At 72.4% G+C, this 26,998-nt stretch carries 29 protein-coding genes and 4 pseudogenes; 12 read left to right on the forward strand and 21 right to left on the reverse strand.

Going from position 1 to position 26,998, the window contains the following annotated elements; genetic code table 11:
• Positions 1 to 4 precede the first annotated feature (4 nt).
• Positions 5 to 1,276, forward strand: a complete 1,272-nt coding sequence (locus ACWENQ_RS23740) for an MFS transporter (RefSeq protein WP_452416177.1) — start codon at positions 5 to 7, stop codon at positions 1,274 to 1,276.
• 62 nt (positions 1,277 to 1,338) lie between these two features.
• Here ACWENQ_RS23740 and ACWENQ_RS23745 read toward each other — a convergent pair.
• Both ACWENQ_RS23745 and ACWENQ_RS23750 read right to left on the reverse strand, forming a co-directional pair.
• Positions 1,339 to 1,665: pseudogene (locus ACWENQ_RS23745) on the reverse strand (Tn3 family transposase); the annotation flags it as partial.
• Positions 1,666 to 1,743: 78 nt separating this feature from the next.
• Entirely contained in the window at positions 1,744 to 2,232 is a 489-nt protein-coding gene (locus ACWENQ_RS23750) for a GAP family protein (RefSeq protein ID WP_452416179.1), read from the reverse strand.
• A gap of 368 nt (positions 2,233 to 2,600) precedes the next feature.
• Here ACWENQ_RS23750 and ACWENQ_RS23755 point away from each other — a divergent pair, with 368 nt between their 5' ends.
• Positions 2,601 to 3,074 (forward strand): pyridoxamine 5'-phosphate oxidase family protein, encoded by a 474-nt coding sequence (locus ACWENQ_RS23755; protein WP_452416180.1) that lies wholly within the window; start codon positions 2,601 to 2,603, stop codon positions 3,072 to 3,074.
• A gap of 229 nt (positions 3,075 to 3,303) precedes the next feature.
• Here the strand turns inward: ACWENQ_RS23755 and ACWENQ_RS23760 are convergent, their stop codons facing one another.
• From ACWENQ_RS23760 to ACWENQ_RS23795, 8 genes and pseudogenes are all read right to left on the reverse strand, one after another.
• On the reverse strand, positions 3,304 to 4,263 hold the full coding sequence (locus ACWENQ_RS23760) for an Acg family FMN-binding oxidoreductase (protein ID WP_452416181.1): 960 nt from the start codon (positions 4,261 to 4,263) through the stop codon (positions 3,304 to 3,306).
• A gap of 188 nt (positions 4,264 to 4,451) precedes the next feature.
• Positions 4,452 to 5,155 (reverse strand): annotated as a pseudogene (gene narI / locus ACWENQ_RS23765) (respiratory nitrate reductase subunit gamma).
• Positions 5,152 to 5,754 carry a nitrate reductase molybdenum cofactor assembly chaperone gene (gene narJ, locus ACWENQ_RS23770; RefSeq protein WP_452416183.1) on the reverse strand — a complete coding sequence of 201 codons (603 nt, stop codon included), beginning with the start codon at positions 5,752 to 5,754 and terminating at the stop codon, positions 5,152 to 5,154. The pseudogene narI and the gene narJ overlap by 4 nt, the downstream one beginning before the upstream one ends.
• A pseudogene (gene narY, locus ACWENQ_RS23775) lies at positions 5,751 to 5,933 on the reverse strand (nitrate reductase subunit beta); the annotation flags it as partial. The gene narJ and the pseudogene narY, both read right to left, overlap by 4 nt.
• Positions 5,879 to 6,325: pseudogene (locus ACWENQ_RS23780) on the reverse strand (nitrate reductase subunit alpha); the annotation flags it as partial. The pseudogenes narY and ACWENQ_RS23780, both read right to left, overlap by 55 nt.
• 245 nt (positions 6,326 to 6,570) lie before the next feature.
• The gene (locus ACWENQ_RS23785; RefSeq protein ID WP_354917699.1) at positions 6,571 to 7,017 is read right to left on the reverse strand and encodes a hypothetical protein; all 447 of its coding nucleotides are present in this window, start codon (positions 7,015 to 7,017) and stop codon (positions 6,571 to 6,573) included.
• 188 nt (positions 7,018 to 7,205) lie between these two features.
• Positions 7,206 to 8,339, reverse strand: a complete 1,134-nt coding sequence (locus ACWENQ_RS23790) for a sensor histidine kinase (RefSeq protein ID WP_452416185.1) — start codon at positions 8,337 to 8,339, stop codon at positions 7,206 to 7,208.
• Positions 8,336 to 8,989, reverse strand: coding sequence for a response regulator transcription factor (locus ACWENQ_RS23795; RefSeq protein WP_452416186.1), 654 nt, complete (start codon positions 8,987 to 8,989; stop codon positions 8,336 to 8,338). Before ACWENQ_RS23795 ends, ACWENQ_RS23790 begins: the two co-directional genes overlap by 4 nt.
• Positions 8,990 to 9,101: 112 nt before the next feature.
• Here ACWENQ_RS23795 and ACWENQ_RS23800 point away from each other — a divergent pair, with 112 nt between their 5' ends.
• Complete coding sequence (locus ACWENQ_RS23800) at positions 9,102 to 9,443, forward strand: hypothetical protein (protein ID WP_449923693.1); 342 nt, start codon at positions 9,102 to 9,104, stop codon at positions 9,441 to 9,443.
• A 93-nt stretch (positions 9,444 to 9,536) separates the two neighbouring features.
• On the opposite strand, the gene ACWENQ_RS23805 is transcribed toward ACWENQ_RS23800, so the two are convergent.
• Positions 9,537 to 10,412 carry a universal stress protein gene (locus ACWENQ_RS23805; RefSeq protein WP_452416188.1) on the reverse strand — a complete coding sequence of 292 codons (876 nt, stop codon included), beginning with the start codon at positions 10,410 to 10,412 and terminating at the stop codon, positions 9,537 to 9,539.
• A 135-nt stretch (positions 10,413 to 10,547) separates the two neighbouring features.
• Positions 10,548 to 11,213 (reverse strand): AIM24 family protein, encoded by a 666-nt coding sequence (locus ACWENQ_RS23810; RefSeq protein ID WP_449923698.1) that lies wholly within the window; start codon positions 11,211 to 11,213, stop codon positions 10,548 to 10,550.
• 198 nt (positions 11,214 to 11,411) lie between these two features.
• Here ACWENQ_RS23810 and ACWENQ_RS23815 point away from each other — a divergent pair, with 198 nt between their 5' ends.
• Together ACWENQ_RS23815 and ACWENQ_RS23820 are read left to right on the forward strand one after the other, a co-directional pair.
• Complete coding sequence (locus ACWENQ_RS23815; protein WP_452416190.1) at positions 11,412 to 11,864, forward strand: hypothetical protein; 453 nt, start codon at positions 11,412 to 11,414, stop codon at positions 11,862 to 11,864.
• The gene (locus ACWENQ_RS23820; RefSeq protein WP_452416192.1) at positions 11,851 to 12,375 is read left to right on the forward strand and encodes a DUF3995 domain-containing protein; all 525 of its coding nucleotides are present in this window, start codon (positions 11,851 to 11,853) and stop codon (positions 12,373 to 12,375) included. The genes ACWENQ_RS23815 and ACWENQ_RS23820 overlap by 14 nt, the downstream gene beginning before the upstream one ends.
• Positions 12,376 to 12,379: 4 nt before the next feature.
• On the opposite strand, the gene argG is transcribed toward ACWENQ_RS23820, so the two are convergent.
• On the reverse strand, positions 12,380 to 13,828 hold the full coding sequence (gene argG, locus ACWENQ_RS23825; RefSeq protein ID WP_452416193.1) for an argininosuccinate synthase: 1,449 nt from the start codon (positions 13,826 to 13,828) through the stop codon (positions 12,380 to 12,382).
• Positions 13,829 to 13,970: 142 nt separating this feature from the next.
• Here argG and ACWENQ_RS23830 point away from each other — a divergent pair, with 142 nt between their 5' ends.
• The 5 genes from ACWENQ_RS23830 (at position 13,971) to ACWENQ_RS23850 (ending at position 18,414) form a co-directional block, all read left to right on the forward strand.
• Positions 13,971 to 14,828, forward strand: coding sequence for an LLM class flavin-dependent oxidoreductase (locus ACWENQ_RS23830; protein WP_452416194.1), 858 nt, complete (start codon positions 13,971 to 13,973; stop codon positions 14,826 to 14,828).
• A gap of 109 nt (positions 14,829 to 14,937) precedes the next feature.
• Positions 14,938 to 16,116 (forward strand): tryptophan 2,3-dioxygenase family protein, encoded by a 1,179-nt coding sequence (locus tag ACWENQ_RS23835; protein WP_452416196.1) that lies wholly within the window; start codon positions 14,938 to 14,940, stop codon positions 16,114 to 16,116.
• Between the two features lie 64 nt (positions 16,117 to 16,180).
• Complete coding sequence (locus ACWENQ_RS23840; protein ID WP_449923715.1) at positions 16,181 to 16,615, forward strand: RrF2 family transcriptional regulator; 435 nt, start codon at positions 16,181 to 16,183, stop codon at positions 16,613 to 16,615.
• Between the two features lie 105 nt (positions 16,616 to 16,720).
• Positions 16,721 to 17,911 (forward strand): globin domain-containing protein, encoded by a 1,191-nt coding sequence (locus ACWENQ_RS23845; protein ID WP_452416197.1) that lies wholly within the window; start codon positions 16,721 to 16,723, stop codon positions 17,909 to 17,911.
• Positions 17,912 to 17,964: 53 nt separating this feature from the next.
• Positions 17,965 to 18,414 (forward strand): ACT domain-containing protein, encoded by a 450-nt coding sequence (locus tag ACWENQ_RS23850; protein ID WP_354917660.1) that lies wholly within the window; start codon positions 17,965 to 17,967, stop codon positions 18,412 to 18,414.
• 47 nt (positions 18,415 to 18,461) lie between these two features.
• On the opposite strand, the gene ACWENQ_RS23855 is transcribed toward ACWENQ_RS23850, so the two are convergent.
• The 4 genes from ACWENQ_RS23855 to ACWENQ_RS23870 form a co-directional block, all read right to left on the reverse strand.
• On the reverse strand, positions 18,462 to 19,883 hold the full coding sequence (locus ACWENQ_RS23855) for an amino acid permease (RefSeq protein ID WP_449923721.1): 1,422 nt from the start codon (positions 19,881 to 19,883) through the stop codon (positions 18,462 to 18,464).
• 91 nt (positions 19,884 to 19,974) lie between these two features.
• Entirely contained in the window at positions 19,975 to 20,433 is a 459-nt protein-coding gene (locus ACWENQ_RS23860) for an MSMEG_0567/Sll0786 family nitrogen starvation N-acetyltransferase (RefSeq protein ID WP_452416199.1), read from the reverse strand.
• Between the two features lie 7 nt (positions 20,434 to 20,440).
• Positions 20,441 to 21,544: an MSMEG_0568 family radical SAM protein gene (locus tag ACWENQ_RS23865; protein ID WP_452416201.1), complete on the reverse strand. Its 1,104-nt coding sequence runs from the start codon at positions 21,542 to 21,544 to the stop codon at positions 20,441 to 20,443.
• Between the two features lie 60 nt (positions 21,545 to 21,604).
• Positions 21,605 to 22,189 carry a hypothetical protein gene (locus ACWENQ_RS23870; RefSeq protein WP_452416203.1) on the reverse strand — a complete coding sequence of 195 codons (585 nt, stop codon included), beginning with the start codon at positions 22,187 to 22,189 and terminating at the stop codon, positions 21,605 to 21,607.
• Between the two features lie 148 nt (positions 22,190 to 22,337).
• Here ACWENQ_RS23870 and ACWENQ_RS23875 point away from each other — a divergent pair, with 148 nt between their 5' ends.
• The gene (locus ACWENQ_RS23875) at positions 22,338 to 23,786 is read left to right on the forward strand and encodes an FdrA family protein (protein ID WP_452416205.1); all 1,449 of its coding nucleotides are present in this window, start codon (positions 22,338 to 22,340) and stop codon (positions 23,784 to 23,786) included.
• A complete protein-coding gene (locus tag ACWENQ_RS23880; protein WP_452416206.1) occupies positions 23,783 to 24,883 on the forward strand; it encodes an MSMEG_0565 family glycosyltransferase in 1,101 nt (366 codons plus the stop codon). Before ACWENQ_RS23875 ends, ACWENQ_RS23880 begins: the two co-directional genes overlap by 4 nt.
• On the opposite strand, the gene ACWENQ_RS23885 is transcribed toward ACWENQ_RS23880, so the two are convergent.
• Genes ACWENQ_RS23885 through ACWENQ_RS23900 form a run of 4 tightly spaced genes read right to left on the reverse strand, consistent with a single transcriptional unit; the run spans position 24,865 to position 26,995 of the window.
• The gene (locus ACWENQ_RS23885) at positions 24,865 to 25,179 is read right to left on the reverse strand and encodes a nitrile hydratase accessory protein (protein WP_449923738.1); all 315 of its coding nucleotides are present in this window, start codon (positions 25,177 to 25,179) and stop codon (positions 24,865 to 24,867) included. The genes ACWENQ_RS23880 and ACWENQ_RS23885 overlap by 19 nt on opposite strands.
• Positions 25,176 to 25,757, reverse strand: a complete 582-nt coding sequence (gene nthA / locus ACWENQ_RS23890) for a nitrile hydratase subunit alpha (protein WP_449923741.1) — start codon at positions 25,755 to 25,757, stop codon at positions 25,176 to 25,178. The genes ACWENQ_RS23885 and nthA overlap by 4 nt, the downstream gene beginning before the upstream one ends.
• Entirely contained in the window at positions 25,754 to 26,446 is a 693-nt protein-coding gene (nthB, locus tag ACWENQ_RS23895; RefSeq protein WP_452416208.1) for a nitrile hydratase subunit beta, read from the reverse strand. The genes nthA and nthB overlap by 4 nt, the downstream gene beginning before the upstream one ends.
• A 60-nt stretch (positions 26,447 to 26,506) precedes the next feature.
• Entirely contained in the window at positions 26,507 to 26,995 is a 489-nt protein-coding gene (locus tag ACWENQ_RS23900) for an MSMEG_0572/Sll0783 family nitrogen starvation response protein (protein ID WP_449923745.1), read from the reverse strand.
• Positions 26,996 to 26,998: the final 3 nt, after the last annotated feature.

Genomic DNA, 26,998 nt, shown 5'->3' on the forward strand with positions numbered 1-26,998 from the left:
ACACATGGATATATGGACAAGTATCCATGTATTGCCTAGGGTTCCCCTCGGCACTTCTGAGGTTCCTCTGGAAAGGCGGCACCACCCGGTGTTGAAACGACTTCTTCCTCTGGCCCTGGCGACCTTCGCCGTCGGCACCGACGGCTACGTCATCGCGGGCCTGCTCCCGGCCATCGCCACCGACCTGCAGGTCTCCACTCCGGCCGCTGGGCAGTTGGTGACGGCGTTCGCCCTGGTGATGGCCCTGTCGGCGCCCGTCATGGGCGCGCTCACCAGTGGACTGGACAGGCGGTCCGCGCTGCTGATCGCGTTGAGTGTCTTCGTGGTCGGCAACGCTGTCACCGCCCTGGGCACAAGTTACGAGGTGGTGATGATCGCCCGTATCGTCACCGCGGTCGGGGCCGGGATGATCAACTCCGCCGCCTCCAGCACTGCCGGGGCCATCGCACCCCCGGAACGCCGAGGCAGGGCACTTGCCTTTGTGTTGGGCGGCCTCACGTTGGCGACGGCGTTGGGTCTTCCTCTCGGCACGCTGATCGGCGGTACCGACTGGCACATCACCATGTGGGCCGTCGCCGGGATCGGCCTCGTCGCGGCCCTCGGGATCGCCGCCGGCCTGCCCAGGGTGACGCTTCCCGCCGCATCACTGGGCAATCGGCTGCGCCCGCTCAAGCAGGGCCGGGTCCTCGCGCTGCTGGCCGTCACCACGCTGGTCTTCCTCGGCACCTACACCCTCTACACCTACATCGGCCCGGCCCTACAGGATGCGACCGGCGGCTCCGAGTCGCTGCTCACCGTCATCCTGCTGGCCTGGGGAATCGGCGTCCTGGCCGGAAACATCATCGCCGGACGGCTGGTCGACCGGCACGACCCCGCGCACGTGCTGACCGGTCCCATCGCCATCGCCGCCGTCGCCCTTGCCCTCACTTCGATGGCGACCGCCACGCTCGTGTCCACCCTGGCATGGGCCGCGATCTGGGGCGCGGCCCTGGGCGTCATCGTCGTGCCCCAACAGCACCGGCTCATCGCCCTCAATCCGGCCGCAGCACCGGTTCTGCTCGGCCTCAACTCCTCGGCCATTTACGTCGGGATAGCTCTTGGTGGCGGCCTGGGCGGACTGGCCCAGAAGTGGTTCGCCATCGTGCCCGCCGCGCTGGGGCTGCCAGCCGCCGGTGTCACGACCTTGGCGCTGCTCTACCACCTGACAACCGCACGCCACCATGCGCCCGCAGCGCCTGAGCCGGCTCCCTCCACCCCGAAGCAGGCTGAGGCGTAACGCCCCCGCTGGGGCCCGCCACGAGCGTTGCCGGTTCCGGGGCTCGCACGCTACCCGTCTACTCACGGCACGGGACTGAGCGGGCGGAGCCCGCCGGGCATCTCCGGGAGCTGGCGGCCCATCAGGTTGATGTGGTGCCGCACGAACGGCGCCAGGCGGGCCACATCCTCCTCGCGCGCCTCGGACCCGCTCGTGCGCAGGTGGGTCAGGGCGGCGTCCATGGAGCGGGTGTCGAACAGCACGATCGCGTTCGACGCCAGGCCCAGCGCGCCGATCTGGTCCTCCATGCCCTCCTGGTAGTTCTGGTAGAGCTGCCCGTTGCGGCCGTGGAAGAGCTTGCGGGCCAGGGCGTGGCGGCCTTCCCGCAGGTTGGCCTGGGCCTTGATCTGGGGCCGCTGCTCCTTCCAGTTCCCGGATGCGCTGCGGGCGTCAACCGCTCAACCCCACCCCACGAGCGGGGACGCGTATCACTCGAGATGGGCGAACCACAGGCGTGCCGCAGCGTCCCGGGCGACCAGGAATCCCGCTATGGCGAGCAACCATCCAGTGGCACCGGCGCCCTTGTCGGTGATCCAGATGGTGATCCGATGCGGGACCGGCTCGATCCGGACCGCAGCGATCATCCGGGCCAGCAGCAGTACCCCAGCGGGAAGCACCATGACCAGGCAATACTCGGCGAGCAGCAACGCATCGGCGGCGGCGTCGAGATCGGAGGTGGCCAGCATGGCGACCGCCCCCAGGTAGGGCTGCATCGTGGCGAGCTCGGCCAGCGCCGCCAGCAGGGCGAGCCCGGCCAGCCATGCCGATGAGGAAGAACCTGTCGTGACGCGTTCTCGCCATCGGGTGATCCCGTCGCGGCCCGCGCGCCGTTGGGGATCGAAGCGAATGCTCAGTGCGAACAGGCCGACACCAACGGCGAGCTGGACACAGCGCGGCACGGCTGTCCAGTGCCGCACCGACCGCGTCGGCAACCGAGCCGGCACCACCGATGACGAGCAGGCCGAGGGCGAAGTAGAAGGCCGCGAGGGTCGCCAGGTACAGCAGGACGCGTCCGGCCCGGGGACGCCCGGGTCCCAGCAGCAACCACACCGGGATGAACAGGGTGCCGATGCTGGTGCTGTCCAGCAGCGCGAGTCCGGCCAGAGACAGCAGCAGGGCGGTACTCATGAGTGCTCTCCCTTGCGGATGTTTCCCCCGGGTGAAAACCCTGTCGAGGTAACCAGAGGGGGCAGCCGGCGGCATATGTCCGTGATGTCGATCGGCGGAGGAGATCGGGACTTTCGGCCCTAACGGGGCCGCGTGTGCGGACGGCAGGCTGTCTGGCATGCATGTCGACGGTTCCGGCCTCCAGGTACTCTCCCGCCGGGAATGCCTGAATCTCCTCGCCTCGGTGCCGATCGGCCGGATCGTGTTCACCGACCGGGCACTGCCGGCCGTACAGCCGGTCAATTTCCTCCTGGACGGCGAGCACGTCGTGATTCGCACCGCGACCGGGTCGAAGCTGGCCGCGGCCACGCGCCAGGCCGTGGTCGCCTTCGAGGCCGACGAGTTCGACGTGAGCGAACGCACCGGATGGTCGGTCACCGCGGTCGGCCACGCGCGCGCCGTCTCCGACCCCGAGGAGCGGGAACGGCTGGCCGCGCTGCCGCTGGAGCCGTGGGCGCTCGGCGAGCGGGACCACTTCATCGTCGTGCGGGTCGAGCACATCTCCGGGCGGCGGATCACGGCGGGACGGCCCAGCCCGATCGTCGCGTCCCCGGACGAGCGGCTCGAGACTCCCGAGTGCCGGACCGGCTAGCCCGATCGGCCACGTCTCCCCCGGGATGTCCCCGGGATGTTCCCGGGGCGGGCGAGGCCGACCACCGGGGACGCCGACCACTGGGGACACCATCGGGGACGCCACCGGTGACCCCGCTACCGGGACGCCATCGGGTACACCGCTACCGGGGACGCCGTCGGCCGCGCGCCGTTGGACACGCGCCGGTGGGCACGCGCCCGCCTGCCGGTCGCGTGCGCCTGCGTCCCGTTCAGTCCAGGACTTCCGACAGCGGGCGGCGCACGCCGCGGCTGTCCTCGAAGGTGATGCCGAGCCGCATGATCATCTGTGGGTACTCGTCCGAGCACAGCTCGTGCCGCAGGAACTCGCGCAGCTGGTACATCTCCAGCGCCTGCGTGTGGAAGGCGGCGCTGACGCCGTAGGCGGAGGCGTGCAGCAGCACCCGCTGCAGTGCCTGGCCGGTGGCGATCCAGTCGTGGTGGCCGTCCCCGGGTGTCGTCATGATCGCCACGATGCCGGTGGAGGTCGACGTGCTCTGGTCCGTGGTGGTGCCCCAGTCGTGGCCGTGGGCGTAGTTACGCTGCGGGAAGCGCTCCTGACCGCTCTTGCGGGGGTAGGCGTCGGCGGGCACGCCGTCGCGGCGTGAGCTGCCCGGCGGGCGCGCCCAGCGGATCACCTCCAGGCTGAAGGCCCGGTCCCCGCTCTGCACGCGCTGGGCGGCCTGGGTGAGGGCGGCCACGACGTCGACCGCTTCGGGCATCCGGATCGGGGTCAGCGTGGCCTTCTCCGCCGCCGCCTGCCCGACCAGCCGCTCGATCAGGCGGTCGGGAACCGGCAGGTCGGTGAACCCGGCCCGGTGGGTGCGCCGCCGTTTGATCTCGCCGGCCAGGATCCCCGTGATCTCGTCCGGGGTCAGCGGGGAGCCGAGCCGTACGGTGGCCAGCAGCGCCGGGCGGTCGGGGTCGGGCAGCACCCGCACGATCGGCTCGTAGCCCTCTGCCCGCAGCGCGGTGCGCAGGGTGAACAGTGCCGCGCCGCAGCTGATGAACAGCTCGCGGGCCTGCGGGTCGCTCACCCGGAGCTTGCGCTCGACGTCGGCGCGGACCCTGATCTCCTCCCCGGACACCGCGAAGGTCCAGGGCTGGGTGTTGTGGACCGAGGGGGCCCAGGTCGCGGCCTCGATCGCCGCGTGGATCGCCTTGTCCTTCATGGCGGTTGCACCTCCTGCGCATTACCACCAGCGCATCACGCGGCGGACCGCCGGGTGAGGGCCGAAAGTCCCATCGTGGGGTGCCATCGGCCCCGTGCGCCGCCGCGGGGATGCCGTGGATGGGACAGGGCCGTCCGCCCCCCGATCCTCTGCCCTGCCGGGAGCGGTCCACCGCCTCGCGCCGCATGTCAGGAGGCCTCCCAGCCGCGCCGTGGCGCGGGCGCCTGCCTGCTGCGGTAGACGATGTAGGGGCGGGTCAGGTACCCGACCGGCGCGGTCAGCATGTGCACCAGCCGGGTGAAGGGCCAGATGGCGAACAGCAGCATGGCGCTCAGCGCGTGGAGCTGGAACAGCGGCGGCGCGCCCGCCATCAGCGACGGGTCGGGGCGCAGCACGAAGATGGAGCGGAACCACGGGGAGACGGTGGCGCGGTAGTCGCAGCCGCCGCCCAGGATGTTGTCGGCGACGGTGGCGGCCAGGCCGAGGACGATCGTCACCGCGAGCACGGCGTACATGGCCTCGTCGTTGCGCGTGGTGGCGCTGAAGACGGGGCCGACGGTGCGGCGCCGGTAGATGAGGATGGCCAGCCCGCCCAGGGTGCACACGCCCGCGACCGTGACCAGGCCGACGGCGGCGACGTGGTAGGCCGCCTCGGTGACGCCGACGGCCGCCGTCCAGCTCTTCGGGATCACCAGGCCCCCGATGTGGCCCAGCATCACGACGAGGATGCCGAAGTGGAACAGCGGGCTGCCGACGCGCAGCAGGCGCGACTCGTACAGCTGCGAGGAGCGGGTCGTCCAGCCGACCTGTCGTAACGGTAGCGCCACACGTGACCCAGGACGAACACCGTCAAGGCCACGTACGGTGCCACGACCCAGAGCAGGACGCTCATGGGCGTTCTCCGATCGGGTAGGGCTCCAGCCCGACCGCCTCGGCCGGCGGCCCGTCGGCGGCCAGGCCGCGGGCGGCGCGCAGGTCGCGCGCGGTCGGCGGCGGCAGCGTGGCGATGACGGCGTCCACGACGCGGGCGTACGGCGAGCCCTCCGCCGCCAGCCCCTGGGCCAGCACCTCCAGCCCGGCGCGATGCTCGCGCAGCAGCCGTACGGCCTGCTCCGTGCCGCCTCGCGCCGACAGCTCGCACACCACGGCCAGGTGGTCGGGCAGCTCGCCGTCGGCCGGCTCGAACCCCGCCTCCCGGAAGGCCTGCTCGAAGCGGAGCAGGGCCATGCCGCGCTTCCGCGTGTCGCCGTAGGCGTAGTACGTCAGGTAGGGGCAGCAGCGGCGCTTGAAGTCGAACACGGCCACGTAGTGCTCGGCCAGCTCCTGGGGGCGCACCGTCGCGAGGTGGTCGAGGAAGCCGGTCAGCGGCGTGGACGGCACGGTCGCGACCGCCTTGCGCAGCAACGGGACGGCCTCGAACAGCCTCGCGTCCGGGTAGCCGAGCAGGACGGAGGCCACCAGGTGGACGGTGCGTACGTGGTTTTCGGTCATGAGTCCTTCTTGGGTGGGAAGAGTCCGTCGGGCAGGCCGGTGCCGTCCCAGTTGAGGAGGTTCACGCGGCCGCGCAGGTCGCTTGTCTGGCGGCTGCGCAGGGCGTGGAAGTTCTCCACCGCGACCGGGTCGGGCTCTCCGGGTCCGTGGTGACCTCCGCCCAGGCGGCAACCGGGTCCAGACCGCCGCGCCGGGCCTCGCCGTACATGGCGACCAGGACGCCGCGGGCGTACGGGTAGCGGACCCGGGTCGGCGAATAGGTGTACCAGGAGAAGGCCGCTCCGCGCGGGCAGCCGCGCGGCTCGTACTCCGGCCGGTCGCCGCCCACGCTGGGGTAGTCGGTCTGCTGCGCCTCCCAGGTGATGATGCCGTCCTTGACGTACACCTTCCACGAGCAGGAGCCGGTGCAGTTCACGCCGTGCGTGGAGCGCACCACCTTGTCGTGGCTCCACCGGTCGCGGTACAACACGTCGCCCTCGCGCCCGCCGACCAGGTGCAGGCTCCGGCCGTCGGCCGACACCTTCCCCGGCCGCAGGTGGGTGGCCAGCCTGAGCAGGGCGTCCATCGTCATGCCGCGCTCTCCCGCCGAACCGGCCCCAGCCGTCCGGTCGGGGTCGGCCGCGCCCGGGCCCGGCGGTTCACCGCGAACGCCCGCGTGAGAGCCGTCACCCGCTGGGCCGTGGTCGGCGTCGCCGCAGAGGAATCGGACGTCATGCTCCTGCCCTCGCCTTCAGGTCCCATGGCCAGAATCCACGGCGCGCACTGCCCCCGGTAAGGGTCTTTAGTCCCTTCTGTGCTCGCGGCCGGGTCCGCGGATCACGCCACCAGGGCCGATGCCAGCAGGATCACGCCCACCGAGCCGATGAGCGAGGCGACGGCCATGACGCGGGCGGCGGTGGGTCTGCCGGATCCGGAGGCCCAGCCGTGCAGGCCCGCGGTGGCCAGCACCGCGCAGAAGAGGACCAGCTTGGCGGCGAGTGTCCGGCCGTAGCCGGGCTCGGCCAGCGAGGCCCAGGTCACACCGGAGTGCCAGGCCAGCGCCAGGCCGGTGGCGATCTGGACCGGCAGGAAGCCGGCGAGCGTGATCAGCCCGAAGCGGCGTCCCACCGCGCGTAGCAGGCCGGCCCGCTGCCCCTCCGGCAGGCCGCGGCGGGCCAGCGGGAGCACCACCAGGGAGACGGCAAGCTGCCCGCCGACCCACAGCGCGGCTCCCAGGATGTGCAGGAAGCGCACGATCGTCCACCACGTCATCGGCTCGGCCACGTCCAGTCGCGGATCTCCGTCGCGGCGTGCCAGTACGCATCGATCCTGTCCATGGTTGCGAGCCTTCCGTGCGCCCGATCGATCGGATAGAGACCTTGGTCCCTATCCGATGAGGACGACGGACCACCGGGCGATTTCACGACTTTTCCGGTACTGCGCAGCGCGCCGGCCGCGTCGCCGGACAGGCGTCACTCCGCGGCCGGTGAGCCATGACGCCGGCGGTTGCGCGGATCGTCCGGGGGGTCGAGGGCGACGATCACCTCGAGCCCCCCGTCGCGAAGCGGACGGACCTCCAGCGTGCCGTGGTGTGCCTCGACGATGGCGGCCACGATCGACAGGCCCAGCCCCAGGCCGTCGCCGTCGGCCTTCCTGGCGCTCTCCAGACGCTGGAAGGGCTGCAGGAGCAGGGGCAGCCGGTCGGCCGGAATCACCGGACCGCTGTTGGAGACTCGGAGAGTGGCGCGTCCGGACCGGACGCTGGTTTCCACCCTGACCCACCCGCCGGGCACGTTGTGCCGCAGCGCGTTGTCCAGCAGGTTGGCGACCAGCCGTTCGGCCAGTGCGTGGTCACCGAAGGCGGGTGCCGGCCGCAGAGAGGACTCGACGCGCGGCTCAGCGTCGGCACGGTGGCCGAGCGCCTGCGCGGTGATCGCGGCCAGGTCGAAGGGCCGGCGGTGCCGCAGGCCCTGCTGGCCCCGGGCCAGCGTGAGCAGCGCCTCGACGAGCCGCTCCTGGTGCCTGCCCGCGGCCACCATGCGTTCCAGCACCTCCCGCAGGGACGCCGTGTCGGCCGCCGGATCGGCGAGCGCCACCTCGGCCATGGCCCGCTGCAACGTCATCGGGGTCCGCAGTTCGTGGGAGGCGTTGGCGACGAACCGCCGCTGGGCGGTGAACGCGGCCTCCAGCCGGTCCAGCAGCTCGTCGAAGGTGTCGGCCAGCTCTTTGAGCTCGTCGTCCGGCCCGGTGGCGGCCAGCCGCCGGTCGAGCCGGTCGGCCGTGATGCGCCGGACGGTGGCGGTCATCTCGGCCAGCGGCCGCAGCACGCGCCCGGCCATGAGCCGGCCCAGCAGCAGCGCGGCGAACGCCATGGCCGCCAGCGCGATCAACGAGTTGACCAGCAACCGGCGCAGGTGCTCGGTGGAGGCCGCCAGGGGCGCCGGAGCGGGAGGGGCCGATCCGCCCGGCGCCGCGGGAGCGGCCGGTGGCGCCGGGAAGGGCGAGTACTCGACCAGAAGGTAGATGAGGGCGACCAGCAGCACCGCGGCCACCAGGAACAGGCCGCCGTAGAGCAGGGTCAGCCGCGACCGTATGGGCTGTCTCATATCCGGTATCCGGCCTGCGGGACCGTCTCGATGAGCGGCGGGTCGCCGAGCTTCCGCCGTAACCGGCTGATCGTCACCTTCACGGTCTGCGTGAACGGATCGGCGAACTCGTCCCAGCCCCGCTCCAGCAACTGCTCGGCGGAGACCACCGCGCCCTTGGCGGCCATCAGCAGCTCCAGCACGGCGAACTCCTTGGGACTCAGCGGCAGCCGGCGCCCGTCACGGGTGGCGATCCGGGTGGCCGGATCCAGCCGCAGGTCGCCGTGGACGAGCACCGGAGGCAGGGCCCGGCTGGGTCGCCTGGCCAGTGCCCGGATCCGGGCGACCAGCTCGGCGAAGGCGAACGGCTTGGGCAGGTAGTCGTCGGCGCCGATGCCCAGTCCGGTCACCCTGTCATCGATGGTCACGGCGGCGGTGAGCATCAGCACCCGCGCCGGGTGGCCGGCGCCGACCAGCGACCGGCACACCTCGTCACCGTGCAGGCCGGGCAGGTCCCGGTCGAGGACGACCACGTCGTAGTGGTTGACCGAGGCCCGCTCGAGCGCGGCCAGACCGTCCAGCACCACGTCGACGGCCATGCCCTCGCGGCGCAGCCCCGCGGACACCGTCACGGCCAGCTCCTCGTGGTCTTCGACGATCAGCACTCTCATGATCTCCAGCATGCCCCGTCTCCCGGTTACAGCGGGGTAACCGCCGCCGTTGCGGCCCGGTAACCGGCCCTCGGCTTGTCTGGGCGCATCGACAGCAACGAAAGGAGCCATCATGGCCGGCTCGACGATCCGAAGAGTGGTCCTCACCGTCGCGGTCCTCACCGCCGCCGCCTTCGCCGCGGGCGGGGGCTGGGTGACGAGCGCCTCGTCCGCGGCGCCCGACGACGACGGCAGGGCGTTCACCACCTGCATGCGCGCGCAGGGACTGCCCGGCTTCCCCGAGGTCGCGCTCTCCTCGGACGGGCTGATCAACTTCGACATCAGGGGAGAGCGCGTCGACGTCCTGTCCGACAAGTACGGGGCGGCGGTGCGGGCCTGCGGGTCGCTGCTCCCCGCTGGTTCCCGGCTGCCCGGCGCGCCCGCGGCGCCGTCCGCCCCATCACTGCCCTCCTGAGAACCACGGCTGAGAACCATGGCCCCGGCGGTCAGTGCGGGCGGGCGTCCTCGACCGGGCTGCCGGGCCGTCCGGGGCCCGGCCGCCGGGCGCTCAGGCCGTGCTCGCCACCGACGCCATGGTGGGGCGGACCACCGCGACGGGACAGCGCGACTCGTGCAGGACGCCGCGGCTGACCGAGCCCAGCAGCGCCGAGCCGAACAGGCCGCGTCCCCGCGAGCCCACCACGACCAGGTCGGCCGACGCGGAGGCGCGGCGGATGGCCGCCACGGCTCCGCCCGGCACGATCTCCTCGACCACCCGCACCTGCGGGTGCCGGTCCCGCCACCGCTGCAGCACCAGCACCGCGCGGTGCCGCGCGGCCGCGAAGAGCTCCTCGAAGATCGGATCGGCACCGAGCACGAACGGCGAGACCGTCGGCGGCTGCCAGGCGTGGACGGCCCGCAGCCGGGCGCCGCGCCGGGCGGCCTCCTCGAAGGCGAACCGCAGCGCGGCAGCGGAGTGGTCGTCGAATCCGACGACGATCTCGCCGCGCTCCCGGGCGGGCGGGTCGCGCACGATCACCACCGGGCACGGGGACCGTCCGGCCAGCCCGGCGCTGACCGAGCCGAGGCGGGCCGGGGAGAAGCGGCCGTACCCGCGGCTGCCCACGACCAGCGCCGTCGCCTCCGTGGCCGCCTGCCTGAGCACGTCGGCGATGACGCCCTCGCCCAGGACGGAGCCGATCGGCAGATCCGGGTGCCGCCTGCGGGCCAGGGCCCCGGCGTCGTCCAGCACGGCCCGGCCGTAGTCCTCCGGGGTCGCGAAAGCCTGGACGACCTCGCGCGGCGGGATGTCATAGGCGTAGACGCCGGTGACGTGCACGATCCGCAGCGGGCAGGCCCGCCTCATCGCCTCGTCGGCCGCCCACCGCACCGCGTTCAGCGCCTCGGGCGAGCCGTCCACGCCGACGACGATGTGTCCGTTCATGGCGCGCTCCCTTCCCGTCCAGGAAAGCCCATGACGCGCGGTGATCGCCGCGGTCGAACGGCCCCGGCGCGTGGGACCAACGGCCCGCCGGCGGGACACCCGCGCGCACCGGGAAGCCTCGGCCGGGGTGAGCGGCTACTGCGCCGAGACCACCGGCGGGCCCTCGCTGGCCTGCACGAGCACGAACCCCTGCCCCTGGAAGGCGAGCTGGACGGCCTCGCCGCTGCCGCGGCCGATCAGCGCGCCCGCCTTCATCGTGCGGTTGACGCCCACGTGCAGGTCGGCGCTCCAGCACACCGCGGACTGGCCGTCGGCGAAGGTCGGCATCCGCGAGGTGTCGAGGAGCACGGGGGAGCCGTGGGCGGTGACCGCCACCCAGCCGGTGCCCTTGACCGTCATGTTGAACAGCCCGCCCGCGGCGATGCCCGCGCCCTGCACGCGCCTGATGTCCCAGGTGAGCGCGGAGTCGAAGGCCAGCAGGTTGCGGCCGTTGACGGTGATGGCCTCGTTCTCCAGGTAGAACAGGTGGATGTCGTCGGCGTTGTCGGCGAGGAACAGCAGGCCCTGCCCCCTGACGCGCATGAGCGGCGCGCCCTCGCCGGTGACCATCTTCTTGAACAGCTTGCCGACGCCGCCGGCGCCCTCGTAGTCGAAGTCCATCTGGCCCTGGAAGGCCACCATCGACCCCTGCCTGGCCAGCACCTCGTGCGGGAGTTGGACGCGGAGCATCTTGGCGTTCTGGAGAGCGAAGTTGGCGGGCACCTGTGAGCTGTCCAGGTTCCCGAAGAGCGCGCTGCGCATGATGGCCCTTTCCGCGACGTGATCGACACGATGATGACGAACGAGCCGATGCTACGGGTTCCCAGGTCAGCGGACGGCTTCCGCGTCGGGCGAGGGATCGGCGGCCAGGACGCGCGCGGGCGGATCCCTCTGGCGGGGGAGGCCTCTCCCCCATGCTTGGGAGTCGCCGCCCGGGGCGCCGTGGCTACGGTCGCGGTCATGACTGGTTCTGTTCGTGTGCGACGCTGGCCGGCGTACGCGCTGGCCGTGCTGTTCCTCGGTTACGCCGTGGGGAAGGCCGGCTACGCCATGCAGGCCCGGCTCGGGTTCCCGAGCGGCCCGCCCGTGTCAGCCGCCGAGGCCGCGGATTACTTCCTCGACCCGAGCACGGCGCAGTGGCTCGCGACCCTGTCCGGCGTGCTGGGCGCGTGCCTCGCCCTCGCCACCGTCACGCCGCTGGGCCGCAGGGTGCCGCGCAAGGTGATGCTGCTCCTGCTGGCCGCGATGCTGCTGGCCGTCGGCGGCGGCGCGGGCATCATGATCGTGGACGGGTTCGTCGGTATCGGCGTGGGCTGGCACTGGTACCACGGGGTGCTCGGCGTCGTCGTGATCGGGCTGCTCGCGGAGATGATCCGCTCCTACGCCGTGGCGCCGAGACATGCCGCGCGCTGACCGGGCGCGGCTGGGCGCGTACGGCGCGGCGGCCTGCGCGGCCGTCTACGGGTCGATGAAGCTGGCGCAGGCGCTGGGGGCCAACGCGCTGGCCGACAAGGACCCGCTGCCCCCGGAGATGCGCGAACGGCTGCTCGCCCGTGATCCGCTGTTCGTGGCGAGCCACTGGCTGCTGGCCGGCGCCGCGGTGATCGGTGTCATCGTGGCGCTGGCCACCGTACGGCCGTGGGGCGCGGTGCTGCCGCGCCGGCTGGCGGCCGTCGTCGCCTGGACGCTGGGCATCTTCATGATCGCCCGCGCCGCCGGCGTGCTCGGGTTCGGCTTCGCCGGCGACGCGCTGCTGCTGACCGGGGTCCGCCCGGCCTCCGGCGAGCACGCCGAGCTGGCTCGCACCCTGGCGCACTGGGACCTGCTGCTGTGGTCGCCGTTCTTCCTGCTCTGGGGGGTGTGCTGGACGGCGGCCGGATGGCGGCTGACCAGCGGCAGGGCCGTACGGGCGCGCGGTGGGTGAGGCGTCAGTCGGTGCCTGACTCCATCGCGGCGTGGTCGAGCAGCTCGTCGTCGCCGGTGACCGCGCCGCGGGAGGCGATCGCCTCGGCCCCGCCCTCCGGCATCGCGCCGATCAGGCCGGTCGGGGTCACCTGCGTGGCGCCGATCAACGTCGGGTGCGGGCTGCCGACCATGCCGAGCCTGGCGTACTGCTCCAGCTTGGCGCGAGAGTCGGCGATGTCGAGGTTGCGCATGGTGAGCTGGCCGATGCGATCGACCGGCCCGAAGGCGGAGTCCTCGGTCCGCTCCATGGACAGCTTGTCCGGGTGGTAGCTGAACGCCGGCCCGGTGGTGTCCAGGACGGAGTAGTCCTCGCCGCGCCGCAGTCGCAGGGTCACCTCGCCGGTGACCGCCGCGCCGACCCAGCGCTGCAGCGACTCGCGCAGCATCAGCGACTGCGGGTCCAGCCAGCGGCCCTCGTACAGCAGCCTGCCCAGCCGCCGCCCGTCACTGTGGTAGCTGGCCAGAGTGTCCTCGTTGTGGATGGCGTTGACCAGCCGCTCGTAGGCCGCGTGCAGCAACGCCATTCCCGGCGCCTCGTAGATGCCCCGGCTCTTGGCCTCGATGATCCGGTTCTCGATCTGGTCGGACATGCCCATGCCGTGGCGGCCGCCGATGGCGTTGGCCTCCAGCACCAGGTCGACGGCGGAGGCGAACTCCTTGCCGTTGATCGTCACCGGCCGTCCCCGCTCGAAGCCGATCGTGACGTCCTCGGCGGCGATCTCCACGGCGGGGTCCCAGAACCGCACGCCCATGATCGGCTCGACGATCTCGATGCCCGTGTCGAGGTGCTCGAGGGACTTGGCCTCGTGGGTGGCGCCCCAGATGTTGGCGTCGGTGGAGTAGGCCTTCTCGGTGCTGTCGCGGTACGGCAGGTCGCGGGCGAGCAGCCACTCGGACATCTCGGTACGGCCGCCGAGCTCGCTGACGAAGTCGGCGTCGAGCCACGGCTTGTAGATCCGCAGGGAGGGGTTGGCCAGCAGACCGTAGCGGTAGAACCGCTCGATGTCGTTGCCCTTGAAGGTGGAGCCGTCACCCCAGATCAGCACGCCGTCCTCGAGCATCGCGCGCACGAGCAGGGTGCCCGTGACGGCCCGCCCGAGCGGGGTGGTGTTGAAGTAGGTACGGCCGCCGGAGCGGATGTGGAAGGCCCCGCACGCCAGCGCCGCGAGCCCCTCTTCGACGAGGGCGGCCCGGCAGTCGACCAGCCGGGCGATCTCAGCGCCGTACGCCGTGGCGCGCCCGGGCACCGAGGCGATGTCGGGCTCGTCGTACTGGCCGACGTCGGCGGTGTAGGTGCACGGCACCGCACCTTTCTCGCGCATCCACGCGACCGCTACCGAGGTGTCGAGGCCGCCAGAGAAAGCGATCCCGACACGTTCGCCGACAGGCAGGGAGGTGAGTACCTTAGACACGAGTAGAAATATATACACACCACCGCATGAACATGCAAGACCATGACGGCGTGGCGCGACACGCCTCTCAGGTCTCCCCGCGCGGCGATCACTCCTCGTAGCCTGTTGACCAGGCACGATGTCGACCCGAGGAGCCCGAGAGATGACCAGCACGCCTTCACCCGCGCCCGCCGGAGGCGACCTCCGCTCGGGACTGTGGTTGCCGCTTTTCGACGAGCTCGCCGACCCCCTCGTCGTCACCAGCCTGGCCGCCGAGGCCGAGGAGGCCGGATGGCACGGGGTGTTCGTGTGGGATCACCTGCGCTGGGGCGAGCCGGTCGAGGAGGTGGCGGATCCGTGGATCACACTGGCGGCGATCGCCATGGCCACCGAACGCGTGCGCATCGGCCCCATGGTGACCGCGCTCCCCCGCCGCCGGCCGGTGAAGGTGGTCAAGGAGACCGTGACGCTCGACCAGCTCAGCGGCGGGCGCCTGACCCTCGGCGTCGGCCTCGGCAGCGACCGGTTCGGCAGCGAGCTGTCCACGACCGGCGAGGAGCTGGACGACCGGGTCCGGGCCCGGATGCTCGACGAGTCTCTCGACGTGCTGGCCGCGGCGTGGTCCGGCGAGGCCGTACACCATCGGGGCGAGTACTACACGCTCGACGGGGTGCGGCTGCTGCCCAGGCCCGTGCAGCGGCCGGGGATCCCGGTGTGGGGCGCGGCGTTGCCGGGCAAGCAGGGACCGTTGCGGCGCGCCGCCCGCCTCGACGGCTTCTTCCCGGTGGCGTTCGCCGGTCTCGACGAGTTCGCGGAGCTGGTGGCCGCCGTCATGCGGCTACGCGCGGCCGAGGGGAAGGATTTGGCGGGCTACGACGTCGCGGTGTCCCTGCCGCCCGGCACCGATCCCGCGCCCTACGCCGGAGTGGGGGCGACGTGGTGGATGGTGGAGTTCCCGTGGGGCGCGGTGTCCGTGGACACGGTGCGCGGCGTCCTGCGCGAGGGCCCGGCGCCGTCCTGACCGGAAGACGCCACGTCCCCTGCAAGTGGTACGAAAGGGACTGATAACCACGAAAGCCTACAAATGGTCACAAGTCGCCCAGAGGGGGCGCCATCTGGAGTGACCCATAATGATCAATCTCGAGCACGCCACCGAGGGAACGGAATGCCGGGGGCTGTCGCTGGCCCGCCTGGTCACCGACGAGGTCCGGCGAGCGGGAAAGCACTTCCTGCCAGAACGCCTGCTCGTCGAGCTGAGTGACGTCCGCCGCCGGCGCGGCGCGCGGGAACCGCTTCTCGACGCGTTCCTCGACTGCGTCCTGGACAAGCACGAAGGGCGCTTCTGGAACCGCACCTACCTGGCGCTCCCCCTGCTCGAGCTGCTGCTGGACGAACGGCACGCCGGGCCGGGCCCGGCCAGGCTCGCCACCCTGCTCGTCTCCGACGTCGTCCGCTTCGAGATCGAAGCGGCGAACGGTTCCCCGCACGCGCCGGGCGTGGACCGGCCCGACCCGATGACGCTGCGCAAGCGGCTGCGGCACGCCATGCGGTTCGTGGCCGACGACCTCGACGGCGGGCCTTCCCTGCCCGCGCGCACGACGGCCGGGTCCAGGCCGGAGGATCTGCTCGACCGCCTGCCGAGGCCGCCGGCGACCGGGGCCGCCCGGTGGTTCGACCTCACCGTCCAGCCGGTCTACGTCCTGCACGACGAGTACTTCTTCATCCGCGTGCTGCAGACCCACGAGATGATCTTCACCACGATCGTGTCGGACCTGCGCGCGGCGATCGCGGCGTTGCGCGACGGGCGGATGGACGCCTGCGTGGCGCGAGTGGACCACGCGGTCGCGGTGTTCGAGCGCGCGGCGTCGCTGTTCCGGATGGTCGCCACCATGCGGCCGGCGCACTTCCACGGGTTCCGCCGGTTCACCCAGGGCGCCAGCGCCATCCAGTCCGAGCAGTACAAGCGGTTCGAGATCCTGTGCGGCCCCCCGCCGGCCGCGCGGCTGGGGTCGGCGGCCTTCACGAGCGTGCCGGTCGTGCGGGCCGAGGCGGAAAGCGGCCAGGACAGCCTCGCCGGAGCGTGCCGCGAGCTGCGCGCCGAGGGGCGGTTCAGCCCGGCGGAGTGGACGGCGCTCGAGGCCGCGCTCGGCCGGCTGGAGGCCATCCATCAGCGCTGGAAGTCGACGCACCGCACGCTCGCCGTCCGCATGCTCGGCCAGGCGCGGGGCTCGGGCGACACGGCCGGCGTGCCGTACCTCGACCAGTGCGTGGGCAACCGCCTGTTCCGGCAGCTGGGCGCGGCCTCCTGAGCCGGCCGCAGGGCCGTCTCGGCGTACGGGCCGTCCTCTCTCTGTGAGCCCCTACCGTGGAAGCATGCGCCTGACCGCTTTCACCGACATCTCGCTCCGCATCGTGATGCGGCTGGCCGTGGCGGACGAGGGCGAGCTGCCGACGACCCGCTCGGTCGCGGAGGCGCTCGCGGTGCCGTACACCCACGCCGCGAAGGCGGTCGCGCGTCTCGGCGAGCTGGGCCTCGTGGAGACCAGGAGGGGAAGAGGCGGCGGCCTGCGGCTCACCGAGGCGGGGCACCACGCGTCGGTCGGCCGGATCGTCCGCGAGCTGGAGGCCGCGGGCGACGTGGTGGGCTGCGAGGACGACCCGCCGTGCCCGCTGCGGTCCGCCTGCCGCCTGCGGGGGGCGCTGCGCCAGGCGCAGGAGGCGTTCTTCGCCGCGCTCGACCCCGTGACGGTCGACTCCCTGGTGACCGCCCCCACGGGACCGGTGTTGCTGTCGCTGTCCGTGCGCTGATCCGGGGCCGGGTGCGAGGGCACTCGGCGCGGTCCTTAATATGAATTTGAGATTCCAATTTGTTTCCCCTGGGATCTCGTCCCACCGTCGTTGCCAGGAGGCCCCATGCTGTCCCCGGAATCCGCCGGGATCATCCGCGCCACGCTCCCCGTCGTCGGCGCGTCGCTCGACGCCATCACCACGCGGTTCTACGGCACGATGTTCGCCGAGCGCCCCGAACTGCTCGACGGGATGTTCAACCGCGGCAACCAGGCCAACGGCGAGCAGCGCAAGGCCCTCGCCGGCTCCATCGCCGCGTTCGCCGCCGCGCTGGTCGAGCACCCCGACGAGCGGCCCGACCGGCTGCTGGCGCGCATCGCCCACAAGCACACCGCGGTCGGCGTCGCCTCCGAGCACTACATCATCGTGCACAAGTACCTGTTCGGCGCGATCGCCGAGGTGCTCGGCGAAGCGGTCACCCCCGAGGTCGCCGCGGCATGGGACGAGGTGTACTGGCTGATGGCCGGCGCGCTGATCGCCCTGGAGGCGCAGATCTACGCCGCGGCCGGCGCGCGCGACGCGAGCACCTGGCGCCGGTGGCACGTCGTCGAGCGCCGCGAGGAGACCCCTGACGTGGCCTCCTTCCTGCTGCGCCCCGTCGGCGACGACCCGGTGCCGCCCGGCCGTCCCGGCCAGTACGTCAGCGTCCGCACGCGCATGCCGGACGGCGTGCACCAGCTGCGCCAGTACTCCCTGTCGGGCGCGGGCCAGGACGGGCTGCGCCGGATCACGGTCAAGCGGGTGAGCGGCGGCGGCGCCCCGGACGGCGAGGTGTCCACCCTGCTGCACGCCACCGTCGGCGCCGGCGACGAGCTCACCCTGTCGGCGCCGTTCGGCGACGTGTGCCTGGAGGAGGGCGACGCCCCGCTCGTCCTGGTCTCGGCCGGCATCGGCTGCACCCCGATGGCCGCGATGCTGGAGCACCTCGCCGCCACCGGCTCCACCCGCCGGGTCCTGCTGCTGCACGCCGACCGGACCAGGAAGGACCACGCGCTGCGGGAGGACATGGAACGGCTCGCCGACGCGCTGCCCGGCGCCGAGCGGATCTTCTGGTACGAGGAGGCCGACGGCGACGCCCGCACCGGCCTGATGGACCTGACCGGCGTGGCGATCCCCGAGGGGGCCGTCACCTACATGTGCGGGCCGCTGCCGTTCATGCGCGACGTGCGCGCCCAGCTCGTCGCGGCGGGCGTGGCACCCCGCGACATCCACTACGAGGTCTTCGGCCCCGACCTGTGGCTGGGCGCCGACGACTGACCGGCGCCGCGGCCGCCCCGCCGCGCCGGCCGTCGTGAGAGGATTGAGGTGCCATGCCGACGAACATCACCGTTGTACTGGATGATCGGCCGGGAGAGCTGGCCCGCCTGGGGGAGGTCACCGGCGAGTCCGGCGTGAACATCTGCGGCCTCGCGGCCTTCACCGGAGACGGCAAGGGCATCGTCCATGTGCTGGTCGACGACGAGGACGCCGACCGGTGCCGGCAGGCGCTCGAAGCGGCGGGGATGGGGATCGCGGACGAGCGGACCGTGCTGGTGGTGGACGTCGCGGACCGGCCGGGGACGCTCGGCGAGCTGACCCGGCAGCTCGCCGAGGCGAACGTCAACATCGACCTGGCCTACACCACCTTCGGCGGCGTGAAGCTCGTCGTCGCCACCGACGACCTCGAGAACGCGCGCGCGGCGCTCGAGTGGTCCGCGGACCGGCCCTGGGCCGCCGGCCGCGCGCCGGAGGTCCCGAGCATCTGGGATCAGCCGGAGTAGGCCGGCGGCCCTCAGCGGACGAAGTCGCGCGCGGGCCGTCCTGACCGTCAGGGTGTCTGCTGGCGGTTCAGCTCGGAGTGGCGGTAGCTGTAGGTGAAGTAGATGATCAGGCCGATCAGGAACCAGACCGCGAAGCGCAGCCAGGTCAGCGGGTCGAGGAACGTGATCAGCCACACCGAGAAGACGATGCCGACGGCCGGGGTCACCGGCATGCCGGGCGTGCGGAAGGTCCGCGGCAGGTCGGGCCGCCGGTACCGCAGGACGATGACGGCGATGCACACCACGACGAAGGCCAGCAGGATGCCGATGTTGGTCAGCTCGGCCGCCTCCCTGATCGGCAGGAATCCGGCGATGAGCGCGGAGACCGCCCCGACGATCCAGGTGATGCGGGTCGGCACCCGGCGCACCGGGTGGAGCTTGGCGAACCAGTGCGGCAGCAGCCCGTCACGGCTCATCGAGAACCACACGCGGGTGACGCCGAGCATGAAGGTGAACATCACGGTGAGGATGCCGATGATCGCGCCGACCGCGATGACACCGGCCAGCTTGGTCAGCCCGACGGAGGCGAACGCCGAGGCGAACCCGCTCTCCGGGTCGATCTCCTTGTAGTTCTGCATGCCGGTGAGCACCAGCGTGGCCAGGACGTACAGCACCATCGAGATGGCCAGCGAGTAGATGATCGCCTTGGGCATGTGGCGCTGGGCGTCCTTGGACTCCTCGGCGGCGGTGCTCATCGCGTCGTAGCCGAAGACGGCGAAGAACACCGTGGCCGCGCCGGTGATCGCGCCCGCCACGCCGTACGGGAAGAACGGGGTGTAGTTGGCGGGGTTGATGAAGAAGAAGCCGACCACGATCACCACCAGCACCACCACGACCTTCACGGCGACGACGGTGGTCTCGAACCGCGCGGCGGTCTTGATGCCCAGGTTGAGCAGGAACGCGATGAGCAGGCACAGGATCACCGCGAACAGGTCCACCGCTCGGCCCGGCCCGGTGCCGGGCGCGCCCAGCATCCATGCGGGCAGCTCGATGCCCAGAGCGCCGACGAGGAAGCCGAAGTAGCCCGAGATGCCGATCGCCACGACCGCGACGATGGCGGTGTACTCCAGCAGCAGGTCCCAGCCGATGAACCACCCGGTCAACTCGCCGAGGACGGCGTAGCCGTAGGTGTAGGCGGATCCGGCCTTCGGGATGAGCCCGGCGAACTCCGCGTAGGAGAACGCCGCGGCCGCGCTGGCGACACCGGCGATGAGGAAGGAGACGAGCACGGCGGGCCCGGCCGTCTGGTTGGCGACCGCGCCGGCCAGCGCGAAGATCCCCGCGCCGATGATGCCGCCGATGCCGATCGCGGTGAGCTGCCACAGGCCCAGCTCCCGTTTCAGTTCGCCTTCGTGCTCGCCGGCGATCTGCTCCACCGGCTTGCGCCGGAACACTCCCGAGCCGCCTCCGAACAGATGCTGATGCGACATCGTCTCGCCTCCCTCGTCACGATCGCTGTCATTTGTGAGGGGGAATGGTGCGAAGTATCTGCTGTGGAGGCGATGGGCCTGGGCCGGGGTGTCAGCGCAGCTCGATCGCCATGGGCTGGTGCGGGAGGCCGGCGTAGACCTCCACCTCACCGGCGCGGTGCCAGCCCAGATGCTCGAAGTAGCCGACGTTCCGCAGCTGGATGTGGGCGACCATGAGCAGGCCGCCGCGGCGCGCCGCGGCGGCGACGGCGTACCTCACCAGCGGGGCGCCGAGTCCGTGGGCGCGGTACTCGGCGAGGACGGCGAGGCGGTCGCCCTGCCAGAGCTCGCCGGTCCCGTCGAGGGGATAGAGACGGACCGCACCCGCGACCACCTGGTCGGCGTAGGCGACCACGTGGATGGTCAGCGGGTCGTCGTCGCGGGCGTCGCGGTCGGTGCCGGGGAACAGGCGCTGCTCGTCGACGAAGACGCGGTGCCGTACCGCGTGGTGGGCCGCGAGCTCCTCCGGCGTGGCGGCCGGGTGGCAGTCGGTGCCGAGCGTGCGCAGCATGACCGGCTCAGGCGGCGGGACGTGGGCCGATGCGGAGCAGGCGTTCCATCGAGCTCAGCCCTGAGCACGCCTGGCAGCGGGCGCAGCCCGCCCTGGAGGTGGCCGACGTCATGCCGCGCCTGGCCATGTAGGCGAGGACCTTGGCGTAGATCGGCCGCGTGTAGGACCGCGGCGGCGGCTGCCAGCCGGCCATGGGCGTGCCGACGACCGGACGCAGCGGCACGATGAACGGGTAGACGCCGGCGTCGACGGCCCGCTTGCAGCCGTCGATCGTCAGCTGGGGGCTCTCCCCCATGCCGAGGATGACGTAGGTGGACACCTGTCCGGCGCCGAAGACGGCCACCGCCCGTTCCCACGCCCTGAAGTAGCCCTCGATCCCGGTGCGCGCCTTGGCCGGGGCGACGCGCGCCAGCACGGCGGGGTCGAAGGTCTCGATGTGGATGCCGACGGAGTCGACGCCCATCGCGCCCACCTCGTCGATCACGTCCAGGTCCGCCGGCGGCTCGAACTGCGCCTCGACGGGGAGTCCGCTGGCCTGCTTGACCGCCTGGCCGCAGCGCCCCACGTACAGGGCGCCGCGGTCGGGGCCGCGCGTGCTGCCGGTCGTCAGCGTGGCGTCGACGGCGCCGTCGAGGTCACGCGCCGCCACCGCGACCTCGGCGAGCTGCTCGGGGGTCTTGCGCGCGACGGTACGGCCGGACGACAGCGAGAGGCCGATGCCGCAGAACCTGCACTGGTCGTCGTTGCCCCAGTAGGCGCAGTGCTGCACGACGGTGCTCGCCACGGAGTCCAGGTGCAGGAGGGCGATCTGCCAGTACGGCACGCCGTCGGCGGTGGTCAGGTCGTAGAAGCGCGGACGGCGCTGGGCGGAGGCGTCGGCGAGCCGTACGCCGTCGCGGTAGATGCCGTACCCGTCGTCCTCGGCGCGCAGGACGTACGGGGAGTCCTTGGCGATGCCCTCGGTGGGCGCCGTGACGGGAAGCCCGTCCACCCAGAGCATCCCGCAGTCGGTGGGCCCTGCGCCGCCGGTGCGTCGCTCCATCTGCGCCTCGAGCCGCAGACCTCGGGCCTGGAGGTCGAGGATGAGCTCGCTGACATCGGTAGCCGTCACGACAGGCACCTCCCGTGCCGTACGACCGGATGCCCCGATTCTACCAAGATGGGATCGGCGTTAACTTTCCGATGCGAGCGCCTGCCGTACCTGGTCGATCGCGGCGAGCCAGGCGTCGCGCGAGGTGAACTCCTCCACGCGGACCGCCTCGCCGGTGACCTCCAGCCGGTAGGTGATGACGGGCACGGCGACCACCGAGCGGACCATGACGGTGCCGGTCGGGACGTGCACCTCCACCCACCGCGCCGAACCGCCGCGCCAGGCCGCGTCGTCGGGCTCCTCGAGGACCGCCCAGTCCAGGCCGGCGGCGCGGGCGCGCTCCACGGCCTGCGATCGGTAGGCGATGAGCAGCTCGCGGAACCGCTGGGACATCGCGGCCTCGATCACCAGCTGGGCGTCGAGCCCCTCCACGGAGACGCCCACCTCGTCGAGCCAGCCGCGCATCTCGCCCTCCGCGGCTACCAGGGCCGCGTAGTCGCCGGCCAGGGACAGGCGCCGGGCGAGCGCCCCCACCAGCTGCAACGCCCGCTGGTAGCGTTCGGCGTCGATCATCGCGAGCGGGAAGAGCCGGTCCTCGGCCGCGCGCAGCCGCCGGGCGAGCTCGGCGTACTCCGCGGGGATGGGACTGCTTGGCAAGAGCTTCACTCGTTCACTATCGTCAGTGTGACAAGTCGGATCCTAGACGGCATTCGGGTGATTCGCCAGGACGGCGAAGGGTGGACCCCGTGAACAGGACTGCGGTCGTCACGCTGGGCGGCGACGCCTCCACGCGCCGGGGACGGGCGGGGGCGGCGTGAAGCCGGCCGTGCGCGTGCTGCGCGACACCTACCTGGACTCGGTCCTGCAGCTCCTCGGCGCCCGGGCGATGCGCGGCGCCGACGGCGTCGAATGGGCGACGGCCGTGATGGCGACCGCGGCCAACCTCGACGCGCTGCGGCAGGAGGGGTTCGACCCGCCGGAGGCGTCGCCGTACGACCTGGTGCTCGCGGTGCGGGCGAGCGACCCGGAGGCCGCCTTCGCGGAAGGTGAGCGGGCGATGTCCGGCCCCCGCGAGAGCGGGCCGGCCGAGCAGCACCCGCGCTCGCTGGCGGAGGCGCTGGAGCGCCGGCCGGGCAGCACCGTGGCGGTCGTCTCCGTTCCCGGCGACTACGCCGCCCTGCACGCGCACAAGGCCCTCGGTCGCGGCCTGGACGTGCTGCTGTTCAGCGACAACGTCTCGGTCGCCGACGAGATCGCGCTGAAGGACCACGCGGTACGGCGGGGCCGCCTGCTCATGGGCCCCGGCGCCGGCACGGCCGTGATCGACGGCGTGGGGCTGGGGTTCGCCAACGTGGTGCGGCCCGGGCCGGTGGGGATCGTCGCGGCGGCGGGCACCGGGGCGCAGGAGGTCATGTGCCTGCTCGACCGGGCCGGTGTCGGCGTGTCGCAGGTCGTCGGCCTGGGCGGGCGCGACCTGACCGCCGAGGTGGGCGGGCGCATGGCGGCGCAGGCCGTCAGGAGGCTCGACGAGGACGCTTCGACGGAGCTGATCCTCCTGGTGTCCAAACCGCCCGACGAGCGGGTGATGCGGCGTGTGATGGCGGCCGCGCGCACGACGGCGATGGTCACGGCCCTGCTCGGAGTGGCCGGCGAGACGCTCGAAGGCGGCGTGGGCAGGGCGCTCGAGCTGCTGGGCAGGCCGGTGCCGTCCTTCGACCGGCGGCACGGCCCGAGCGTGGACGTGGCCGCCTCCCAGCGGGCACCGGGGCGCACCACGGTGCGCGGGCTGTTCTCCGGCGGATCGCTCTGCTACGAGGCCATCGCGGTGCTGAGCGGCATCCTCGGCCCCATCTGGTCCAACACCCCGATCGACCCGGAATGCCGCCTGCCGGCGCCACCGGGTTCCCACGTCTGCCTGGACCTGGGCGAGGAGGAGTACACCAGGGGCCGGCCGCATCCGATGATCGACCCGGGGGCGCGCCTCGAACTGCTCCGCGAGAGCGGGCCCGACGTCGCCGTGGTGCTGCTCGACGTGGTGCTCGGCCATGGCGCGCATCCCGACCCGGCGGGGATCCTGGCACCGGAGCTGGCCCGCCTGGACGGCCCGCAGGTCGTCGCCCACGTCCTGGGCACAGCGCGCGATCCGCAGGGATTCGACGAGCAGGTACGCGCGCTCACCGAAGCCGGATGCGTCGTCACCGAGACCGCCGCCGACGCGGCCCGCGCCGCGGCGGCGATCGCCCGCGGCGGGAGCGCCTCATGAGGCGTGTCGCGCTCCTCACCTACTCCACCAAGCCCCGCGGTGGGGTCGTCCACACCCTCGCGCTGGCCGAGGCGCTGGCGGACCTGGGGGTCGACGTGCACGTCTTCGCCCTGGGCAGCGAGGGCTTCTTCCGCCCGCTGAGGGTGCCGTTCACGCTGTTCCCTGTCACGGTCGCCGGCGACTCCCTGGAGGAGAAGGTCTTCGCCTCGGTGCAGGCGATGGTCTCGGGGCTGGCGAAGGTGGCCGGCGACTTCGACGTCCTGCACGCCCAGGACTGCATCACCGGCCGGGCCGCGCCGCAGGTGCACCAGCGGGTGGTGCGCACCGTCCACCACGTCGACGACTTCACCACGCCGGCCCTCGTCGACTGCCAGCGCCGGGCGATCCTGGAGCCGGACCACGTTCTGGTCGTCAGCGAGCACTGGCGCCGCGTGCTGCTCCAGGAGTTCGGGGTCCGCGCCCAGGTCGTGCGCAACGGCGTCGACCCTGCCAGGTTCCCGCCGGTCAGCGCGCGGCGGCGGGCCGGCCTGCGCGCCTCCGTCGGCGCGGCGGACCGGTTCCTGCTCCTGGCCGTCGGCGGCATCGAGCCGCGCAAGGGCAGCACGACGCTGTTCCGCGCGCTGGCCCTGCTGCGGGAGAAGCGGCCGGTGCTGGCGATCCTGGGCGGCCAGTCCTTCCGCGACTACGAGACCTACCGCCGCGACGCGCTGGCGCTGCTGGACGGCCTCGGCCTGGACGTGGTCCAGGTGGGGACGGTCTCCGAGGAACTGCTGGCGGCGTGGTACCGCAGCGCCGACGCCCTGGTGTACCCCTCGATCGAGGAGGGGTTCGGCCTGGTCCCGCTGGAGGCGCAGGCCTGCGGCCTGCCGGTCGTGGCCAGCGACCTGCCGGTGTTCCGCGAGTTCCTCACCGACGGCGTGGACGCGCTGCTGCCCGCCGTGGGCGACCCCGAGGCCCTCGCGGCGGCGCTGGAGCGGATCATGGCCGACGAGGCGCTGCGCGCCGTCCTGGTCGAAGGTGGCCGCCGGGTCGTGCCGCGCTTCACCTGGGCGGCCACCGCCGCCCGGCACGCCGAGATCTATCGGTCCATCGCGTGATCGTGGCCGGCGGGGCGGGCGGCGAGGAGCGCCGCCCGCTCGCGGACCTGCCCCTCGACCGCGAGCACCCGTTCCAGCGCCTCGAACCAGCAGACGTAGTACGGGGCCTGCGGCCGGGCCGCGATCCGCGCGATCAGCGCCTGGCGGAAGTCCTCCCAGGTGAAGGCGCCCGCCTCGCAGGACGCCACGGCCAGGCCGAACGCCCTGCCCTCCCACGGCTCGGCGAACACCAGCTCGCCGTTCGAGCGCGGCGGCGCCGCCGGGCTGCCGACGTCCAGCTGAATGGGGAGCGTCATGGCGTCACCTGCGCCACGCCCACCATCGCGTCGCGCGTGACGAGCGGCACGAGCTGGTCCTCCGGGAGCCCTTCGGTCCCGGCCGGCCGGGCGGGGAGCACGAAGTAGCGCACCTCCGAGCTGCTGTCCCACACCCGGACCTCGACGTCCTCCGGCAGCCGCAGCCCCATCTCGGCCAGGACGGCGCGCGGCTCGCGGACCATCCTGGACCGGTAGGCGGGGTCCTTGTACCAGGAGGGCGGCAGCCCGAGCAGCGGCCAGGGATAGCAGGAGCACAGCGTGCAGACCACCACGTTGTGGACGGCGGGCGTGTTCTCCAGGACCACGATGTGCTCGCCCTGCGGTCCCTTGTAGCCGAGCTCGGCGACGGCGGCGGTGCCGTCGGCCAGCAGCCGCTCCTTGTATCCGGGATCCGTCCACGCCCTGGCCACCACGTGCGCGCCGTTCAGCGGCCCGACGTCCCTCTCGTACATCGCGATGTACTTGTCCATGACCGCGGAATCGACCAGGCCGCGCTCGACCAGCAGCTGTTCCAGCGCCTCGACGCGCAGCTCGATCGGCACCCGTTCGTCCGTCATGGCGCCTCCTCCAGGTAGTCCTCGTAGAGGTCGACGTTGAGCGCGGACGGCTCGGCGTCCGCGCCGAACAGCTCGGCCGAGGTGAAGCGCACCGTGTACACCCACTGCGGGTTCTCGCCCTGGAAGTGGGCGTTGGTGTCGGGCAGGACCTGCGCGGGCTGGACGATCACCACGGTGCCCGTGTGCCCCATCACGTACCGCGGCAGCCGCGTGTGCCCCGGCGGGTCGAAGGTCCTGGCCCGTACGGCGGCGCCCACCGCGAACCGGGGCGCCGACGACACCTCCCGCAGGGAGCCCGCGGCGGTCGGTGCGTAGTCCGGCCTGGTCGGCTCCGGCGGACCCGGCTCCTCGGCCGTGCCCCCCGACAGGTTGGCGGCCCGCGCCTCCACGGTCCCCGGCGCGATGATCGAACTGTCGAGGAGCAGGTTCTCCGCGCCGTGCAGCCACCGGCCGTAGTAGCCGTCGTCCAGGTAGTCCGGCCGGTCGAGCCGGTTCATCGCGTGCCGGAAGGCGTCGAGGTTCGTCCCCGACAGCCGCATCGACAGCAGGGCCAGCGCGAAGGCCCTGGCCTGCCAGGGCTCGGCGAAGACCGGCTCGTCCGGGGCGGGGACGGGCGCCCGTCCCCAGCCCTCGGTGCCCCCCATGTCGTGGATCCCGGTGGCCTTGCTGATGCCGGTGGCCTTGTTCATCGTCGCCTCCCAGCCGCCCCGCCGGGTGGGGCGCGCCCGCACCCCGGCAGCGGGCGGGCGCTAGACCGTCCAGGTGTTCAGCTGGAACGCGCCTTCCTTCCACGCGGTGAGCGCGGCGTCGAGCACGTCGAGCGGGTTGAACGGCGTCACGCCGGGGATCAGGTCGTCCTCGCGGAAGCCGTACAGGGCGCCCATCGCGAACCGGCAGGCGTAGATCGTGGCGCCTTCCTTGATGAGGGTCTTGATCTGGTTGTTGATCGCGAGGTGCCCGGGGAAGGCTTCCTGGCCGACGCCGGGGTAACCCCGCGTGCCCGACGCCAGCAGCACGCCCGGGCCGTACAGGATGATGCGCACGTCGAAGCCCTTGCGTACCAGGCGCGTCGAGGTGAGCAGGTTGACCAGGGCCACCGAACCCTCGTACGGGACGGTGTGGATGAAGACGTAGGCCTTCTGCCCCGCCTCGGCCCTGACGTCGGTGAACACCTTCTCTTCGGTGTCGTACAGGGTCTCGCCTTCGGCTGGCAGCTCGGTGGTGACGGTCTTCGGCATGGT

Source organism: Nonomuraea sp. NPDC004354 (genome assembly GCF_053602555.1).